This is a genomic window from Chelativorans salis (assembly GCF_025336525.1).
In the GTDB taxonomy this organism is placed as follows: Bacteria; Pseudomonadota; Alphaproteobacteria; order Rhizobiales; family Rhizobiaceae; genus Chelativorans; species Chelativorans salis.
Map to the genome: position 1 here is coordinate 135,471 of NZ_JAOCZP010000004.1, position 15,500 is coordinate 150,970.

Consider the following 15,500-nt stretch of genomic DNA (forward strand, 5'->3'; position numbering starts at 1 on the left):
CCTTTTTCGTCTGCGCCGGGCACGCTTAGAGAGAGGCCATGCTCGTTCTTCCAAACGGCGTGCGGCATTTCCCGGGGTTCCTCGACAGTGACGAACAGGAAGCGCTGCTTGCCGACATCCGCGCCGTCGTGACCGCGGCACCCCTTTATGTGCCGACTATGCCGAAGACCGGCAAGCCGATGAGCGTGCGCATGACCAATTGCGGGCCGCTCGGCTGGGTGACGGACAAGGAGCGCGGCTACCGCTATCAGGACACCCACCCCGAGATCGGCAATCCGTGGCCGCCAATGCCCGAGCGTTTGCTCGCCCTGTGGGAGGCGGTGGCGGAGTATCCGCATCCGCCGGAAGCCTGCCTGGTCAACTACTACACGGATACGGCGAAGATGGGTCTGCACCAGGACCGTGATGAGAAGGATTTCGCGGCCCCCGTCGTGTCAGTCTCGCTGGGGAATGCCTGCCTGTTCCGCGTCGGCGGCACCAGCCGTTCGGCCAAGACGGTCTCCTTCCGGCTGGAAAGCGGCGATGTGGTCGTGCTCGGCGGTGAGGAACGGCTTTGCTACCACGGGGTGGACCGGATCTATCCCGACACCTCGCCGCTTCTGAGAAACAGTGGGCGCATTAACCTGACGCTGAGGCGCGTAAATCCGCCTACAGCTTCCTGAGCGCCACCTCCTCGACCAGGTGGTTCGTCCCCTTGCGCAGGATCAAGTCTGCGCGTGGGCGGGTGGGCAGGATGTTCTCCCGCAGGTTCTTCAGGTTGATGTTCGCCCACAGCTGCTCGGCTATCGCCCGGGCCGAATTTTCCGTCAGCTTGGAATAGCGGTGAAAGAAGGACTGCGGGTCCCGGAACGCCGTCTCGCGCAGACGCATGAAACGGTCGACATACCACTGGTGGATCAGCTCTTCCGGAGCGTCGATATAGATCGAGAAATCGAAGAAGTCGGACACGAAAGGCACCGCCTTGCCGTCTTCCGGCAGGTCGCGCGTCTGCAGGACGTTGATGCCCTCGAAGATAAGGATGTCCGGGCGGTCGATGGTGACAAACTCGCCGGGCAGGACATCGTAGGTAAAGTGCGAATAAAGCGGTGCCCGCACATTGGGCAGGCCCGCCTTGATGGCCGACAGAAACCGCAGGATGGCGCGGATGTCGTAGCTTTCGGGGAAGCCCTTGCGGTCCATCAGGTTCTCACGCCGCAGGGTCTCGTTGGGATAGAGGAAGCCGTCGGTGGTCACCAGGTCGACCTTGGGGCTCGACGGCCAGCGGGCGAGGAGCTCCTTCAATACGCGCGCGGTCGTCGATTTTCCGACGGCGACCGACCCGGCGATGCCGATGACGAAAGGCGCCTTCACCGCGTCGTCGGCGTCAAAGAAGATCTGGCGTTGGCGAAACAGAAGCTGGTTGGCCTCCACATGCGCCGAAAGCAGCCGCGACATGGAGAGGTAGACGCGCCGCACCTCCTCCAGATCCACCGGATCGTTGAGGGAGCGCAGGCGACGCACCTCGTCTTCCGTCAAGGTCAACGGCGTGTCGTCGCGGAAAGCCGCCCATTCCTCTGCGGTGAAGATGCGATAGGGAGAGTAGCGTTCGCCCGATACAAGCTGATCCATCAGAGCCTTTTCCGTTCCACGGGCAAGGTCAGCCACGCCGCTTGTCCGGCGATTTTCCGCGGGCGGTCTTTTCGGCAACGCCGGAGCGCCCGGTGCGGCTTTCAAGCTCCGCGGTCACCTCTTCCAGCGGGATGCCGGCGAGGGCAAGTACGACGAGCCAATGATACAAAAGATCGGCGCTTTCCGAAACGATCGCCTTGCGGTCGCCGGAGACGGCGGCGATGACCGTTTCCACCGCCTCTTCGCCCAGCTTCTGCGCCGCCTTCTCCATGCCGCTTGAGAAAAGACGCGCCGTCCAGGAATCCGGATCGTCCGAGCGCGCCCGCTCGGCGATGATGGCCTCGAGAGTGGAAATATCGAACCGGCTCATGTGCGCGCCTCCCGGCCTGCAGGGTCAAGCCGCATGGGAATTCCCGCACTGGCCATATGCTGCTTTGCCTGGCCGATCGTATAGGTTCCGAAGTGGAAGATCGAGGCGGCGAGCACGGCCGTCGCGTGGCCGTCGCGAATACCTTCGACCAGGTGATCCAGCGTGCCGACGCCGCCCGAGGCGATCACCGGCGCGCGCACGGCGTCGGCGACCGCGCGCGTCAGCGCGACGTCGTAGCCGGCTTTGGTGCCGTCGCGGTCCATCGAGGTGAGCAGGATTTCGCCTGCTCCCAGCGCCACCACACGCTCGGCGAAGGCGACGGCGTCGATGCCGGTGGCGTTGCGCCCGCCATGGGTGAAGATCTCCCAGCGGTCTGCCTCGTCCTCGCCCGATACCTTCTTGGCGTCGATGGCCACGACGATACATTGATTGCCGAACTTGTCGGCTGCGCGGGCAACGAACTCGGGATCGTTTACCGCAGCGGTGTTGATCGACACCTTGTCGGCGCCAGCCAAGAGCAGTTTGCGGATGTCGGCAACCTGCCGCACGCCACCGCCCACCGTCAGCGGCATGAAGCACTGCTCCGCAGTACGCGCCACCACATCGAAGATAGTCTCGCGGTTCTCGTGGCTCGCCGTGATGTCGAGGAAGCAGAGTTCGTCGGCACCGGCCGCATCATAGGCCTTCGCCGCCTCCACCGGATCGCCGGCATCGATGAGGTCGACGAAGTTGACGCCCTTGACGACGCGGCCATCCTTGACGTCGAGGCAGGGGATGACGCGGGCTTTGAGGGTCATGTGCGCACCTCCCGCAACACCTTCAGCGCTTCCCTCGGATCGATGCGCCCGTCATAAAGCGCTCGGCCGGAGATTGCGCCTTCCAATTTGGCCGCATCAGGCCGCGTAATGCGCTCGATATCGGCCATGGAGGCCAGCCCGCCGGAGGCGATAACGGGGATGGAAACGGCGTCGGCCAGCGCGATGGTCGCATCCCAGTTGATGCCAGTCAGCACGCCATCGCGGTCGATGTCCGTATAGATGATGGCGGCCACGCCGGCGCCCTCGAAACGCCTTGCAAGCTCGACCGCCGACAGATCCGACGTCTCGGCCCACCCTTCCACCGCCACCTTGCCCCCCCGGGCATCGATGCCGACGGCGATCTTGTCGGAAAATTTTTGGCATGCCTCGCGCACCAGAGCCGGGTCGCGCACGGCCACCGTGCCGAGGATGACGCGAGCGAGGCCTTTTTCGAGCCAGGCTTCGATCTGCTCCAGCGAGCGGATGCCGCCACCGAGTTGCACCGGGTTCTTCGTTGCCCCGAGGATGGCTTCGACGGCAGTGCCGTTGATGCTCGTTCCGGCGAAGGCGCCATTGAGATCGACCACGTGCAGCCATTCGAAGCCTTCGTCTTCGAAGGCCTTCGCCTGGGCGGCCGGGTCGGCATTGTAGACCGTCGCCTCGCTCATCTCGCCGAGCTTCAGGCGCACACACTGGCCGTCCTTCAAATCAACGGCGGGGAAAAGGATTTTCTTTCTCATCGCTATACGGACTGCCTCTGGCCCAACGGTGCGGCCAGCCTCAGCAGGTAGCCATCCGGATCCTGCACGAGAAACTGCCGCACACCTATTTCAACGTCGCCCGTCTGATACCAATTTTCCTCCGCCTCCATGAAAAGCGGCCATCCGGCCTGCTTTAAGCTCTGCAGCGGTTGGCCTAGATGAGGAACGTCGATCTGAAAGTTCACGCCGCGGCCCAATGGTGGTGTGAGATCTCCCGTAATCCAATGCCGCTCGTCGGTGCCATACTCTTCGAGCGTGACCTGTGCACCGTCGAGAGCGAGATACGTGAAACGCTCGGCACTTCGCTCATAGGCAACCGTGAAGCCGATCAACCCGCACCAAAAGGACAGACTGGCATCGAGGTTCGAAACGAGAAGTTCCGGCACCAAGGATGCCTGACGGAAATCCTCGCGGATCATGGCCTCCACCTCAGGAAATTCGCGATCAGCGCAAGCCCCAGCGTCTGGCTCTTTTCCGGGTGGAACTGGGTGCCGGCAAGGTTGTCGCGCGCGACGGCCGCGGTGACCGCGCCGCCGTAATCCGCCACCGCCAAAATGTCCTCGGCGCGCGTGGCGTCGAGATGGTAGGAGTGCACGAAATAGGCGTGCAGGCCGTCCGGGCCCGTGCGGATGTCCTCGAAGAGCGGGTGGGGTCGGTTCAGGCGGATCGTGTTCCAGCCGATCTGCGGGATCTTCAGTGCGGAGTCGGCGGGCGCCATCTCCTTCACGTCGCCGGAGATCCAGCCGAAGCCTTTGGTCGCGGTCTTTTCCAGGCCGCGGTCGGACATGAGCTGCATGCCGACGCAGATGCCGAGGAAGGGGCGTGCCTTGGCGATAGCAACTTCCTCGACGGCCTCGGTCATGCCAGGCACCGCGTCGAGGCCGGCGCGGCAGTCGGCATAGGCGCCAACGCCGGGCAGCACGATGTGGTCGGCCGTGCGCACGCGCTCGGCGTCGGCGGTGAGATCGATCTCGGCGGCGATGCCCGCCTCACGGGCGGCGCGCTCGAAGGCCTTAGTGGCCGAGCGCAGGTTGCCGGAGCCGTAGTCGATGATGGCGACGCGCATGCTCAACCTCCGCGCGGATAGTCGAGAAGGTCGAAGGAGGAGCCCCGTGCCAGGCCGGTGCCGGCGCTCAGTGCCGCCGGCACGGTGGGCGGCGCGGCGGGCGGTCTGTCGGCGAGCGGAGCAACGTCGGCCGCGTAGCGCATCTCCGCCTCGTTGTGGTTCCCCGCCTCCACGACGCCCCACACGGACCAGCCGCGCCTGCGCAGGGCGGCGACGCGCAAGTTCTGCGCCTCCAGCCCGATGAGGACGGACAGGAGCAGCCCGATGAGCGGCGCCACGAGGGAGAACCCCAGCAGGGTGCCCAACGCACCCAGCATCAGGCCGAGCACCAGCGCAGCCAACGCCTCCAGCCACATGCGGTGCCACAGGAACCAGAAGAACGGCACGAGGAAGGCCAGGGCGGCGAAGCCGTCGCGCACGAAGACGGCCTTCTCCGCCTTTTCCTGCGCCGCGCCGCCAGGCTCCAGAACGAGATAACTTGCCATCGCCGACCTCAGCCCTTGAGCGTGCCCTTGGTGGAGGGTACGGCCTCCGGCTGGCGCGGATCGGGCTCGCACGCCGCGCGCAGAACCCGCGCCACCGCCTTGAAGCAGGTCTCGGCGATGTGGTGGCTGTTGGCGCCGTAATGGTTCGTCACATGCAGGGTGATGCCGGCGTTCTGGGCAAGCGCCTGGAAGAATTCGCGCACTAGTTCGGTGTCGAAGGTGCCGATCTTGGGCGAAGGGAAAGCCGCCTGCCAGACGAGGAAGGGCCTGCCGGAAACGTCGATCGCAGCGCGCGTCACCGTCTCGTCCATCGCGAGATCCAACGAGGCGTAGCGTGTGATGCCGCGCCGCTCGCCAAGGGCGGCGGCGATGGCCTGGCCGATGGCGATGCCGCAATCCTCCACTGTGTGGTGATCGTCGATGTGCAGGTCGCCCTTCGCCTTCACCGTTAGGTCGATGAGGGAATGACGCGAAAGCTGCTCCAGCATGTGGTCGAAGAAACCAACGCCGGTGGCGACGTCGAAACGGCCTTCGCCGTCGAGGTCGACGGTCACGGCGATCTCGGTCTCGTTCGTCTTGCGGCCGATCTCCGCGCGGCGCGGTTTGCTGGCAGCCATGGGATTTTCCTTCGCGAGGTCAGAAGGCCAGCCTTCTAGCAGCATGTCCGGGGGAACGCCAGACGGCGGCTGGCTGTCGGGTGGCTGGCATGGGACTGATGGTCATCGGTGCGGATCTGTGCTTCTTCTTTGATCTTTCGGCAAGCTCACCGACCCTTCGACAGGCCCACCCTTCGACAGGCTCAGGGTGAGGGCGGACGCGCGTCCTCGTCGCCACGCCCGGCTGCACCGTCTGGCCTTTGTGATTGGGTGGGAAGCGGGGCGCGTTGTCCGAGCCACTCAATTCATTTTAAGGCGCGAGCAACGCGCCCCGCCGGCCGCTGTCCCGACATTCGACCGGTCTAAGGGCTCTTTCTGGCTCCGGACGGTCACACGCAGTAAAGCGCCTTTGCCGAAGCCCGCGGCTTTTCCGCATCCGGTATCGCCCATCTTGCGATGGGCCTGCCGGACTCCGGCCTGTTCGCGGGCCCTCACATGCCTCCAGGTACCGTTCCTGAAGGGGGAGGCTGCCGCCGCTCTCCCTGATCTCCGGTCCGGACCCGATTCCCGCGAGAGCGATGGGGCTATGATAGGGGCGGCTTGGGCAGGGGGCGAATTTTCCTGCGAGAGAAGTTGCAGGTTGTGGGGGATCAATGGGTTAGTGGGAAAGAGCGGTAAAATCTATCCCCGCTTTGGATCACATCATTGGGCCAGCTGGTATCCATGGTCAGTGTTCTGGCATGGATCCTCGGGTCAAGCCCGAGGATGATGAATAGAGGACAAGTGGCGGCAAGACGCCAACGTTGGTGATTAGCGCAGCATCTCCCCCTTCGTCATCGTCGGGCTTGACCCGAGGAACCATGCCGTGACTCGTCCACATTCCGGAATGGGGGCCGGACAGCCGCAGCTCACGCTCCGGCGTCCAGGATGACGCGCGTGTTGGGGTGGAGGAACCGCGGCGGAGTGAGGGAGCAGCGCTCGCCGGGATGGCTGACGAAAGGGGCGCGCTAGTTTGCGGGCCGCACTTGGGCAGGCGGCGGTGGAGAATTATGGCGGGCTCGTCCGGTCTCCCTCCCCTACGCTGTTGGAAGTAGGAGTTGGCGAAGCAGGCAGCAGCTCATCCCGTGTCGGCGGTCTTGGGCCCATTTGCATTCTCGCCCCCGGGTCTTACATATGCGCTCTGAACGGCACCCCTAGATCGATCGTCGTTTCACGGAATCGATGATCCGATCTAACCCCCTGCTTGGTCGCAATTCAGGACGGAAAAGCGGTTCCCACTTTTCCTGGAAATTGCTCTAGGGGCGGGGTGCGCCAAAGGAGTGCACCGATGAGCGAAATGGAATCCATGCACGCCACGACCATCGTGACCGTGCGCAAGGGCGGGAAGGTGGTGGTCGCCGGCGACGGCCAGGTGAGCTTTGGCCAGACCGTCATGAAGGGTAACGCCCGGAAGGTGCGCCGCCTCGGCAAGGGTAACGTGATTGCCGGCTTCGCGGGTGCGACAGCCGATGCCTTCACGCTGCTCGAACGCCTGGAGGCCAAGCTGGAGCAATATCCGGACCAACTCATGCGCGCATGCGTGGAGTTGGCCAAGGACTGGCGCACGGACCGCTATCTGCGCCGGCTGGAGGCCATGATGCTGGTGGCCGACCAGCGCATCACTCTGGCCTTGACCGGCAATGGCGACGTGCTGGAGCCGGAACAGGGTGTGATGGCTATCGGCTCCGGCGGCAACTATGCGCTGGCCGCCGCGCGCGCCCTTCTCGACACGGACAAAAGTGCAGAAGAGATCGCCCGGCGCTCCATGGAGATCGCTGCCAGCATCTGCATCTACACGAACGACAACGTCATTCTGGAATCCCTGGATGAAGGCTGAGAGCGCAACGCTGCGTTTCGAGCCGGTCGCGGAGAGGCATTTTCCACTGCTGCGCCGCTGGCTGGAAATGCCGCATATGCGCGAATGGTGGGGAGAGCCGGAGAAGGAGCTGGGCCATATTCGCGAAATGGTGGCAGGGCGGGATACGACGCTGCCATTTCTCATCGTGCTCGACGAGGAGCCGGTGGGCTATATCCAATGCTGGTTCATCGGCCATCACCAGAACACGGAATGGGTGGATGATAACCCGTGGCTCACGGAGCTGCCGGCCGAAACCGTCGGCGTAGACCTGTCCATAGGTGATCCCGAAAAGCTGTCGAAGGGGATTGGCACCGCCGCACTCGGCGCTTTTGTACGAAAGCTACTGGATGAAGGGCATACCACCATCATCATCGATCCCGACCCGCGGAACACGCGCGCTGTGCGTGCCTATATGAAGGCCGGATTCCGCCCCATCCCGCATCTGGAAGGGCGGACGGGCGATTCACTGATCATGCAATACCAGACACCCGCACACGAGATACAATATGACCAATTTTTCGCCGCGTGAGATCGTTTCCGAGCTCGACCGCTACATCATCGGCCAGAAGGACGCCAAGCGTGCCGTGGCCATCGCCCTCCGCAACCGCTGGCGGCGCCAGCAACTCGAGCCTGAGCTGCGCGAGGAAGTGATGCCGAAGAACATCCTGATGATCGGACCCACCGGCGTCGGCAAGACCGAGATCTCGCGCCGCCTCGCCAAGCTGGCGGGCGCGCCCTTCATGAAGGTGGAGGCGACGAAGTTCACCGAGGTGGGCTATGTCGGCCGCGATGTGGAGCAGATCATCCGTGATCTTGTGGAAGTGTCGATCGGGCTTACGCGCGAAAAGATGCGCGAGGACGTGAAGGCGCGCGCGCATATGAACGCGGAGGAGCGTGTGCTGGAGGCGCTGGTGGGCAAGACGGCGAGCCCCGCCACGCGTGACAGCTTCCGGCAGAAGCTTCGAGCCGGCGATCTCGATGACAAGGAGATCGAGATCGAGGTTGCCGACACGGGCGGCGGCATGCCCGGCTTCGAGATTCCCGGCATGCCGGGCGCCAATATCGGGGTGCTCAACATCAACGACATGCTGCAGAAGGCCATGGGCGGCGGGCGCACCAAGATGCGCAAGACCACGGTCAAGGAGTCCTACAAGCACCTGATCAACGACGAGTCGGACAAGCTGCTCGATCAGGAAGAGGTGGTGCAGCGGGCGATGGCGGCGGCGGAGAACGACGGCATCGTCTTCCTCGACGAGGTGGACAAGATCGCCACGCGCGAGGGTGGCATGGGCGCCGGCGTTTCCCGCGAGGGCGTGCAGCGCGACCTCCTGCCGCTGGTTGAGGGCACGACGGTGGCCACCAAATACGGGCCTATGAAGACGGACCACATTCTGTTCATCGCTTCCGGCGCGTTCCATGTATCGAAGCCGTCGGACCTCCTGCCGGAGCTGCAGGGTCGCCTGCCGATCCGCGTCGAGCTCAGAGCGCTGGAGAAGGAGGACTTCCGCCGCATCCTGACGGAGACGGAGGCGAGCCTCATCAAGCAGTATGTGGCGCTGATGCAGACGGAGGGTGTGGATCTGGAGTTCACCGACGACGCCATCGACCGCCTTGCGGCGATCGCCGTCGATCTGAACGCCAGCGTCGAAAATATCGGTGCCCGGCGGCTGCAGACAGTGATGGAGCGCGTCTTGGACGATATCTCGTACAATGCGCCGGACCGCTCGGGCTCGAAGATGACCATCGATGCGGCCTATGTGGACGAGAATGTCGGCGATATGGCAAAGAACACGGACCTGTCGCGCTTCATCCTGTGAGGTTACGGCCACACCCGGCGGACAACCGCTCCAGCGCCCCGAGGATTTCCCTCGACTTGAACGGGGGCTCCCCATAGGTTGCCGCCAATCAGAAAAAACGTTCGGGTTGGCGGATGGCGCTGAGGCACAGCATCCTCTTGGGCATATTCATGGGCATGACGGCGGCTTCTTCGGGAGCCGCCGAACTTGTGCCGCCGGGCAATCGCAGCGCCGAGCAGCCGCCGGTTCCTGGCGCCTCCACGCGACGCACAGGTGCCGGCAGAACGACCTTCGAAGCCAAATACGCGAAGGTCTACCAGCTTCTGAAGAACGATGCGGCGCTACGCGTGAAGATTCGCGAAGCGGCGGCGGCCTACGGCATCGCACCGATCCATATCCTCGGCGCCATCGTCGGCGAGCACACCTACAACGTGGATGCCTATGACCACCTGCAGACTTATTACGTGAAGGCGGTGTCGTACCTGAAAAGCTCCTTCTCCTTCTCCCATGCGGGGGAAAGCCTGGAGGCGTTTCTCGAGCGGCCGCAATTCGCCGGGTGCGAAGAAGAGAAGGGCAGCTACGAGGTGTGGAGCTGCCGCGAGAAGGTGTGGGACACGGTATTCCGCGGGCGCCGCATTGACGGCCAGCGCTTTCCTGACGACCGCTTCAGCGCCGTCTTCTTCCAGCCGTTCTATGCCGGACAGACCTTCGGCATCGGCCAGCTTAACCCGCTGACGGCGCTGCAGATGACGGATTTTGTGAATGAGGTCTCGGGGCTGGAGAAGCTCGATTACCGCGACCCGCAGAGGGTCTACCGGACCATCATGAACCCGGACATCACGCTTGCCTATGTAGCGGCGACGCTGAGGAAATCCATCGACGCTTATGCGGATATCGCCGGCTTCGACATCAGCAGGAATCCGGGGATCACGGCCACCCTCTACAATCTCGGGAACGCCGAGACCCGCGCCGCCAAGCTCGCCGCTGAGAACCACCTGCGCCGCAAGCAGGGCCGTGCGCCCAGGTTGCCGACGGAGAACTACTACGGTTGGCTGGTGAACGAGAAGCTGGAGGAGCTGGAGGCGTTAATCGCGGAATCGTGATCCGGCTCGCCCGGCGCCTTCGGCCGTTCAGCTCTTTCTCCCCTTCCTTCCCTCCAAGATGTCGCGCAGGGCGCATTCGAGACGCGCCAGCTCTTCGTCATTGAATTCGCCGATATGACGGGCAATCAGATTGGCGAGGGCGGTGGCCTTGTCGGACAGGCCAGCGGTGTCGACCACTACACGGGGATGCGAGAGCGTGGCCAGGTGCTGCAGCTCGTCCGCCTCGTCCCATATGACGTTGAAATAGCCGATGATCTTCTGAACCATGGCCCAGTTAGGCGGGCTGCGCCGGCCGTGCTCGAGAGCGGATAGGTAGGCCGGGCTCACGCCGAGAGCGGTCGCCATCTCCTTCTGGGTGAGGCCGCGCTCGCGGCGCATCTGACGTATTCTTGCAGCGAAAGGCGTCATCGGCCGCCTCCCCGGCGGCGCAGGCGGACATAAAGCGCGCCGCCGCCGCCATGATGCCTCGCCGCTTCTTCGTAGCCGCCGACGATGGCGCGGAAGGGCGGCGTGGCGAGCCATTGCGGCACGGCACGGCGCAGCACACCCTCGCCGGACGTGCCCTTTCCGGTGATGACCAGCACGTAGCGGCGGTCGGCCTCATAGGCGCGGCGCAGGAAGGACAGGAGAAGGATATGCGCCTCCTCCTGTGTCATGCCGTGCAGGTCGACGCGGCCGCCGATGTCGAGGCGGCCCTTGGCCAGCTTTTCGCGCGTCGGCTCATCCAGCTTGCGCGGATGTCGTGCCGGGCGCGCGGAAACGTCCGCACCCGGCACAGCCGCCGGTGCGAGAAGGCGTTTGCGCTTGCCGGCCGGCGTCGTGGGGGGTGGCTCAAGCCCCGCGTCGGGAAAGGACTTCCCTTTCATAGGGACCGCCGTGCGGGCGACGCGGCTCCACAGGATGCGGTCTTCGGGGGTCAAAAACTTGCGCTTCATGGCGTCCGCCCCCGCGCAAGGGCGCGCGGCAGAAGGGCGTAGAAATCGGCGGGGTGGCGGATCTTCCCGGCGATTGCGCCGGCGGCCTCGCCAGTGCCGATGAAAAGGTCTCCACGTGCCGCACCGGTGATGGCTGACCCTGTGTCCTGGGCAATCATCAGCCGGCGGAAAGGCTTGTCGAAACCTTCGTGCAGGCTCGGGGCATCGATGAAGAAGGGGGTGCCGAAAGTATGCAAAAGACGGTCGACGGCGATAGAACGCCCCGGCTCCAGCTGCACCTTGGCTGCGGCGACGGGCCCGAGGGCGGCGTCTCCCAGCGGGGTCTCGCGGAAGAAGATGTAGGACCTGTTGTGCCAGAGAATCTCGTCCATGCGATGCGGATTGCCGGCGAGCCAAGCGCGGATCGACTGCATCGTCACCTCTTCGAGCGGAATTTCGCCGAGATTCGCCAGCACACGGCCGATACCGGTGAAGGGGTGGCCGGTCTTTGCCGCGTAGGTGATGCGTATCCGGCTGCCGTCGGTCATTTTCAGGCGGGCGGCGCCCTGGACGTGGATGAAGAAAGCTTCCACCCGGTCGGCTAGCCAGCACAGCTCCAGGCCGCGGCCGGCAAGGGCGCCGCGGTCGATCGACTGGCGGTCGTGATAGGCGATGAGCCTCTCTCCGTCGCGTCGGGCGAAGGCGAAGGACGGGTCGAGGCCTTCAGGCCGGTTTTGGTCATCGATGTCGACGAGATCGTCCGGCCGGCGATATAGCGGCACGTGGAAACGCTGGGTCCGCACCGGCGAGGCCTCGGTTTCGGGCTCATAATAGCCGGTGACGAAGCCGCTTTCTGCTTTCTCCGGGCGGATGCGGAAAGGAAGGAAATGCTGCTCGAAGAACGCCCTCGCCGAGGCGTTCGCCGGCGGCGTTCCGGTGTTGCGGGCCTGGGCATAGGCGTCTGCGAAGGCGTGCGTGCCAACGCCGAGGCTGCCCGTGCGGTAGGGCCGGGTTTCGGCGTGGCGGGCGCAACGCGCGAAGGCCGCGAATGCGGCCGAGATGTCGTCGTCGCCCCATCCGGGAAGATCGCTATAGGAGACGGGAGAGAATATGGCGGAAAGGCCCAAGAAAACCTCTCCTCACATCCGCCGCCCGCGCGCTTGCACCCGGCTCATTCCTCGGCTTCGGTGGCCACCAGCTTCCAGTTGGGATCGCGCGAGCGGGTGTCGCGGGCAAAGGTCCACACATCCTTCACCTCGGCCACGGTCTCCGGATCGCCGTCGATGATGGTGCCGGCGCTGTCGCGCGTCGCCGAGATGAGCTCGCTGACGATGCGCAGCGTGACATGCGCCTCGCTGCCTTTCATCTCGGCGCCGACGAGGGCCGCCTTGTCGATACCGACGAAGGAGGATTCGATCTTTTCCGAGCGCTTCTCCCGCTCGTCGATGGCCGAGACGAAGCCCTCGTAAACCTCGCGCGACAGAAGGTTCTTCAGCGTGCGCCGGTCGCCGTCGGCATAGGCCATGACGATCATCTCGTAGGCCATCTTGGCGCCTTCCACGAAGCCGGCCGGATCGAAAGAAGGATCGGCGTCCTTGATGGCGCGCAAACCCTTGTTGAGCGGCGTACCGGGATCGGCGACGGCATCGACCGCTGCATAGCCGTCCTCGGCCTCCACGCCACCTTTGCGCCGCGGCAGGGAGACCACGTTGTCGGATTTGTCCGCCTTGCTCTCACCCGTACGGCGGGCGCGGCCAGCCGTGTAGGGGTCGAAGGGCTGCCGTTCGTTGCCCGTGCGGCGCCCGAGGACGTTGCGCAACTGGAAGAAGATCACGACCGCCGCGACCAGGAAGAAAATCGTGCCGAAATCGAAGAATTCCATGTTGTATAGCCAAGCCGCTCTGTCGTCTCGCACCCGCCGCGAGGCGCCGTGCCGGGAACGGCGGCACATTGCCGCCGCGTTACCGATGCATATAGAACGCGCATGCCGATCATTCAAATCATCGGCGCGCGTTCCTATCTCCGGGGTCGGCGGACTTCGCCGCCGACGCCACCTAGAGAGGTTAGACCAAAAACGTGCCCTTCTCCATTGTTCCATTTCTCCTACTTGGCATTCCGCTTCTCGAAATCGCCGTTTTTGTGGTGATTGGCGGACAAATCGGTGTTTTGCCCACTCTTGGGCTGGTGCTGGCCACGGCGGTGGCCGGCTCCATCCTCCTGCGCATCCAAGGTTTCGGCGTGCTTTCCCGCGTCCAAAAAACGCTGAACGAAGGCCGTGTGCCTGGCCGGGAGCTGGTGCATGGCGTGATGATCCTCATCGCCGGCATCCTTCTCCTAACGCCAGGGTTCGTGACTGATACGCTGGGATTCCTGCTTTTCATCCCCGCCGTGCGCGACCTCGGCTGGGTCTTCCTGCGCGACCGCATCGTCGTCGTGGGCGCCGGGGCACCGCCGGGAGGCCGTCAGGAGCGCAGACAGCCGCGGGACAAGGTCATCGATCTCGACATGGACGATTATTCCAGTTCCGAACCCGGAAAGTCGCCCTGGCGCGAACCCGACCGCCCGCAAGACTGACGGTTACGGCCACGCAGCCTTGTTTTGCCGCCATGCCCATGCTAGCAGCGCCGCAATCGATGGGAACGCGCATGCAGCGCATTTGACAAGGACTTGAAGCGGATGGCCAACAAACCGCAGGAAAAAGAACAAGCCAAGGGAACCGACGCCAAGACGGAAGGCAACGGCGCACAGCCCAGCCTGAACGTGCTGACGCAGTATATCAAGGACCTTTCCTTCGAGAGCCCTGGCGCTCCGCGCTCGCTGACCCAGCGTGAGAAGGCGCCGGCCATCAACATCAACGTCAACGTGAACGCCAATCCGCTGGGTGGCGCCGACTACGACGTCCTTCTGACGCTGACGGCGCGTGCGGAGGCCGACAAGAACGTGCTGTTCAACGTCGAACTCATCTATGGCGGCGTGTTCCGCATCCAGAACTTCCCGCAGGAGCATATGCTGCCGCTTCTGTTCGTCGAGTGCCCGCGCCTGCTCTTCCCCTTTGCGCGGCAGGTCATCGCCGACGCCACGCGCGGCGGCGGCTTCCCGCCGCTGATGATCGACCCGATCGACTTCGCGCGCATGTTCCAGCAGCGCATCGCCGAGGAACAGGCGAAGAGCAAGGTGCAGGTTTCGTAAACCCTTCTGCTCTTACGGCTGGAAAGAAGATCGAGCCAGGCGGGCCCCGCCTGGCTCTTTTCGTTACTACCCCGGAGACATACCGCGCAGGCGCTCGTTGCGCCGGCGGATCAGTTCCAGCGTGGTCAGAAGGATGATCGAGAGCGCGACCAGAAGGCTCGCGAGGGCCAGGATCGTGGGACTGATCTCCTCGCGCAGCCCAGAGAACATGCGGACCGTCATCGGGGTCTGGGCCGGGCCTGCCATGAAATTGACGATCACCACTTCATCGAGCGAGGTGACGAAGGCGAACAGTGCGCCCGCGATGACACCAGGCAGCAGCAGCGGCAGGATGACCTTGAAGAAGGTGCGCGACTGATTGGCGCCGAGGCTCTGCGAGGCGCGGATCAGCGTTTCGTCGAAGCCGGCGAGCGAGGCGGTCACCGTGAGGACGACGAACGGTGTGCCGAGCACCACGTGGCTGAGAATGATCCCCGGAAAGGTGTTTGCCAGCCCGGCGCGCGCAAAAAACGAGAAAAGCGCGGCGGCGGTGATGATGAGCGGGACGATCATCGGCGAAATCAGGATCGCCGTGATGATCCCGCGCGCCGGCATGTTGCGCCGGTTGAGGCCGAGGGCGGCCAGCGTGCCGAGGGCGGTGGCGATGATGGTGGTCGAGACCGAGATGATGAAGGAATTTCGGATCGAGCCCATCCATTCCGAGGAGCCGAGCAGAGCCCTATACCAGCGAAGCGAGTAACCCTCCGGATCGAGCGCCAACATCTCGCGCGTGAAGGTGAAATAGGGTTGCGCGTTGAATGCGAGCGGCACGATGACGATGATCGGCGCGATCAGGAAGAAGAAGATGAGCCCGCAGATGACGCGGAACGCATAGTACCAGATGCGTTCGGCCGGCGTTGCGTATGATGGCACTGCCAT

20 protein-coding genes are annotated in these 15,500 nt (G+C 64.1%); 7 read left to right on the top strand and 13 right to left on the bottom strand.

The annotated features are described in order from the left end of the window. The first annotated feature begins 38 nt into the window (after positions 1-38). Positions 39-662 carry an alpha-ketoglutarate-dependent dioxygenase AlkB family protein gene (locus N5A92_RS14365; protein WP_260903934.1) on the top strand — a complete coding sequence of 208 codons (624 nt, stop codon included), beginning with the start codon at positions 39-41 and terminating at the stop codon, positions 660-662. Here the strand turns inward: N5A92_RS14365 and coaA are convergent. Genes coaA through hisB form a run of 8 tightly spaced genes read right to left on the bottom strand, consistent with a single transcriptional unit; the run spans position 649 to position 5,704 of the window. Continuing rightward, positions 649-1,608, bottom strand: a complete 960-nt coding sequence (gene coaA / locus N5A92_RS14370; RefSeq protein ID WP_260903936.1) for a type I pantothenate kinase — start codon at positions 1,606-1,608, stop codon at positions 649-651. The two genes, N5A92_RS14365 and coaA, sit on opposite strands and share 14 nt — an antisense overlap. Positions 1,609-1,636: 28 nt before the next feature. Then, positions 1,637-1,978, bottom strand: coding sequence for a phosphoribosyl-ATP diphosphatase (locus N5A92_RS14375; RefSeq protein WP_260903938.1), 342 nt, complete (start codon positions 1,976-1,978; stop codon positions 1,637-1,639). Beyond that, positions 1,975-2,775, bottom strand: coding sequence for an imidazole glycerol phosphate synthase subunit HisF (gene hisF, locus N5A92_RS14380; RefSeq protein WP_260903946.1), 801 nt, complete (start codon positions 2,773-2,775; stop codon positions 1,975-1,977). The genes N5A92_RS14375 and hisF overlap by 4 nt, the downstream gene beginning before the upstream one ends. Continuing rightward, a complete protein-coding gene (gene hisA / locus N5A92_RS14385) occupies positions 2,772-3,515 on the bottom strand; it encodes a 1-(5-phosphoribosyl)-5-[(5-phosphoribosylamino)methylideneamino]imidazole-4-carboxamide isomerase (RefSeq protein WP_260903948.1) in 744 nt (247 codons plus the stop codon). The genes hisF and hisA overlap by 4 nt, the downstream gene beginning before the upstream one ends. Positions 3,516-3,517: 2 nt before the next feature. Continuing rightward, positions 3,518-3,955, bottom strand: coding sequence for a bleomycin resistance protein (locus tag N5A92_RS14390; RefSeq protein WP_260903952.1), 438 nt, complete (start codon positions 3,953-3,955; stop codon positions 3,518-3,520). Beyond that, positions 3,952-4,602: an imidazole glycerol phosphate synthase subunit HisH gene (gene hisH / locus N5A92_RS14395; RefSeq protein WP_260903953.1), complete on the bottom strand. Its 651-nt coding sequence runs from the start codon at positions 4,600-4,602 to the stop codon at positions 3,952-3,954. The genes N5A92_RS14390 and hisH overlap by 4 nt, the downstream gene beginning before the upstream one ends. Before the next feature lie 2 nt (positions 4,603-4,604). Then, positions 4,605-5,087 (bottom strand): DUF2628 domain-containing protein, encoded by a 483-nt coding sequence (locus N5A92_RS14400; protein ID WP_260903954.1) that lies wholly within the window; start codon positions 5,085-5,087, stop codon positions 4,605-4,607. A gap of 8 nt (positions 5,088-5,095) precedes the next feature. Then, positions 5,096-5,704, bottom strand: coding sequence for an imidazoleglycerol-phosphate dehydratase HisB (hisB, locus tag N5A92_RS14405; protein WP_260903955.1), 609 nt, complete (start codon positions 5,702-5,704; stop codon positions 5,096-5,098). Between the two features lie 1,306 nt (positions 5,705-7,010). On the opposite strand from hisB, the gene hslV reads away from it, so the two are divergent. The 4 genes from hslV (at position 7,011) to N5A92_RS14425 (ending at position 10,479) form a co-directional block, all read left to right on the top strand. Next, positions 7,011-7,559 (top strand): ATP-dependent protease subunit HslV, encoded by a 549-nt coding sequence (gene hslV / locus N5A92_RS14410; protein WP_313958419.1) that lies wholly within the window; start codon positions 7,011-7,013, stop codon positions 7,557-7,559. Continuing rightward, positions 7,549-8,109: a GNAT family N-acetyltransferase gene (locus N5A92_RS14415; protein WP_260903956.1), complete on the top strand. Its 561-nt coding sequence runs from the start codon at positions 7,549-7,551 to the stop codon at positions 8,107-8,109. The genes hslV and N5A92_RS14415 overlap by 11 nt, the downstream gene beginning before the upstream one ends. After that, positions 8,087-9,397 carry an ATP-dependent protease ATPase subunit HslU gene (gene hslU, locus N5A92_RS14420; protein ID WP_260903957.1) on the top strand — a complete coding sequence of 437 codons (1,311 nt, stop codon included), beginning with the start codon at positions 8,087-8,089 and terminating at the stop codon, positions 9,395-9,397. The genes N5A92_RS14415 and hslU overlap by 23 nt, the downstream gene beginning before the upstream one ends. A gap of 113 nt (positions 9,398-9,510) precedes the next feature. Continuing rightward, positions 9,511-10,479 (top strand): DUF1402 family protein, encoded by a 969-nt coding sequence (locus tag N5A92_RS14425; RefSeq protein WP_260903959.1) that lies wholly within the window; start codon positions 9,511-9,513, stop codon positions 10,477-10,479. Between the two features lie 27 nt (positions 10,480-10,506). Here N5A92_RS14425 and N5A92_RS14430 read toward each other — a convergent pair whose 3' ends face one another. The 4 genes from N5A92_RS14430 to N5A92_RS14445 are packed head-to-tail and all read right to left on the bottom strand — an operon-like array spanning position 10,507 to position 13,275. Then, positions 10,507-10,887: a helix-turn-helix domain-containing protein gene (locus N5A92_RS14430; protein WP_260903961.1), complete on the bottom strand. Its 381-nt coding sequence runs from the start codon at positions 10,885-10,887 to the stop codon at positions 10,507-10,509. After that, positions 10,884-11,414: a Smr/MutS family protein gene (locus tag N5A92_RS14435; protein WP_260903964.1), complete on the bottom strand. Its 531-nt coding sequence runs from the start codon at positions 11,412-11,414 to the stop codon at positions 10,884-10,886. The genes N5A92_RS14430 and N5A92_RS14435 overlap by 4 nt, the downstream gene beginning before the upstream one ends. Continuing rightward, positions 11,411-12,520: a murein transglycosylase A gene (gene mltA, locus N5A92_RS14440; RefSeq protein WP_260903967.1), complete on the bottom strand. Its 1,110-nt coding sequence runs from the start codon at positions 12,518-12,520 to the stop codon at positions 11,411-11,413. The genes N5A92_RS14435 and mltA overlap by 4 nt, the downstream gene beginning before the upstream one ends. A gap of 44 nt (positions 12,521-12,564) precedes the next feature. Beyond that, a complete protein-coding gene (locus tag N5A92_RS14445; RefSeq protein WP_260903971.1) occupies positions 12,565-13,275 on the bottom strand; it encodes a Tim44/TimA family putative adaptor protein in 711 nt (236 codons plus the stop codon). Between the two features lie 194 nt (positions 13,276-13,469). Here N5A92_RS14445 and N5A92_RS14450 point away from each other — a divergent pair, with 194 nt between their 5' ends. Next, positions 13,470-13,967: an FxsA family protein gene (locus tag N5A92_RS14450; RefSeq protein WP_260903973.1), complete on the top strand. Its 498-nt coding sequence runs from the start codon at positions 13,470-13,472 to the stop codon at positions 13,965-13,967. A gap of 102 nt (positions 13,968-14,069) precedes the next feature. Further along, the gene (secB, locus tag N5A92_RS14455; protein ID WP_260903975.1) at positions 14,070-14,582 is read left to right on the top strand and encodes a protein-export chaperone SecB; all 513 of its coding nucleotides are present in this window, start codon (positions 14,070-14,072) and stop codon (positions 14,580-14,582) included. Between the two features lie 66 nt (positions 14,583-14,648). Here the strand turns inward: secB and N5A92_RS14460 are convergent, their stop codons facing one another. Further along, on the bottom strand, positions 14,649-15,500 hold the full coding sequence (locus N5A92_RS14460; RefSeq protein WP_260903976.1) for an ABC transporter permease: 852 nt from the start codon (positions 15,498-15,500) through the stop codon (positions 14,649-14,651).

What these genes read in the sequence shown, in the direction of transcription:
- N5A92_RS14390 (WP_260903952.1), bottom strand. Translation starts at nt 3,955, where the DNA reads ATGATCCGCGAGGATTTCCGTCAGGCATCCTTGGTGCCGGAACTTCTC.
- N5A92_RS14460 (WP_260903976.1), bottom strand. Translation starts at nt 15,500, where the DNA reads ATGGCAGTGCCATCATACGCAACGCCGGCCGAACGCATCTGGTACTAT.
- N5A92_RS14400 (WP_260903954.1), bottom strand. Translation starts at nt 5,087, where the DNA reads ATGGCAAGTTATCTCGTTCTGGAGCCTGGCGGCGCGGCGCAGGAAAAG.
- hisF (WP_260903946.1), bottom strand. Translation starts at nt 2,775, where the DNA reads ATGACCCTCAAAGCCCGCGTCATCCCCTGCCTCGACGTCAAGGATGGC.
- secB (WP_260903975.1), top strand. Translation starts at nt 14,070, where the DNA reads ATGGCCAACAAACCGCAGGAAAAAGAACAAGCCAAGGGAACCGACGCC.
- hisH (WP_260903953.1), bottom strand. Translation starts at nt 4,602, where the DNA reads ATGCGCGTCGCCATCATCGACTACGGCTCCGGCAACCTGCGCTCGGCC.
- N5A92_RS14425 (WP_260903959.1), top strand. Translation starts at nt 9,511, where the DNA reads ATGGCGCTGAGGCACAGCATCCTCTTGGGCATATTCATGGGCATGACG.
- coaA (WP_260903936.1), bottom strand. Translation starts at nt 1,608, where the DNA reads ATGGATCAGCTTGTATCGGGCGAACGCTACTCTCCCTATCGCATCTTC.
- N5A92_RS14435 (WP_260903964.1), bottom strand. Translation starts at nt 11,414, where the DNA reads ATGAAGCGCAAGTTTTTGACCCCCGAAGACCGCATCCTGTGGAGCCGC.
- N5A92_RS14445 (WP_260903971.1), bottom strand. Translation starts at nt 13,275, where the DNA reads ATGGAATTCTTCGATTTCGGCACGATTTTCTTCCTGGTCGCGGCGGTC.
- hslU (WP_260903957.1), top strand. Translation starts at nt 8,087, where the DNA reads ATGACCAATTTTTCGCCGCGTGAGATCGTTTCCGAGCTCGACCGCTAC.
- N5A92_RS14375 (WP_260903938.1), bottom strand. Translation starts at nt 1,978, where the DNA reads ATGAGCCGGTTCGATATTTCCACTCTCGAGGCCATCATCGCCGAGCGG.
- N5A92_RS14430 (WP_260903961.1), bottom strand. Translation starts at nt 10,887, where the DNA reads ATGACGCCTTTCGCTGCAAGAATACGTCAGATGCGCCGCGAGCGCGGC.
- hisB (WP_260903955.1), bottom strand. Translation starts at nt 5,704, where the DNA reads ATGGCTGCCAGCAAACCGCGCCGCGCGGAGATCGGCCGCAAGACGAAC.
- hisA (WP_260903948.1), bottom strand. Translation starts at nt 3,515, where the DNA reads ATGAGAAAGAAAATCCTTTTCCCCGCCGTTGATTTGAAGGACGGCCAG.
- N5A92_RS14415 (WP_260903956.1), top strand. Translation starts at nt 7,549, where the DNA reads ATGAAGGCTGAGAGCGCAACGCTGCGTTTCGAGCCGGTCGCGGAGAGG.
- hslV (WP_313958419.1), top strand. Translation starts at nt 7,011, where the DNA reads ATGAGCGAAATGGAATCCATGCACGCCACGACCATCGTGACCGTGCGC.
- N5A92_RS14365 (WP_260903934.1), top strand. Translation starts at nt 39, where the DNA reads ATGCTCGTTCTTCCAAACGGCGTGCGGCATTTCCCGGGGTTCCTCGAC.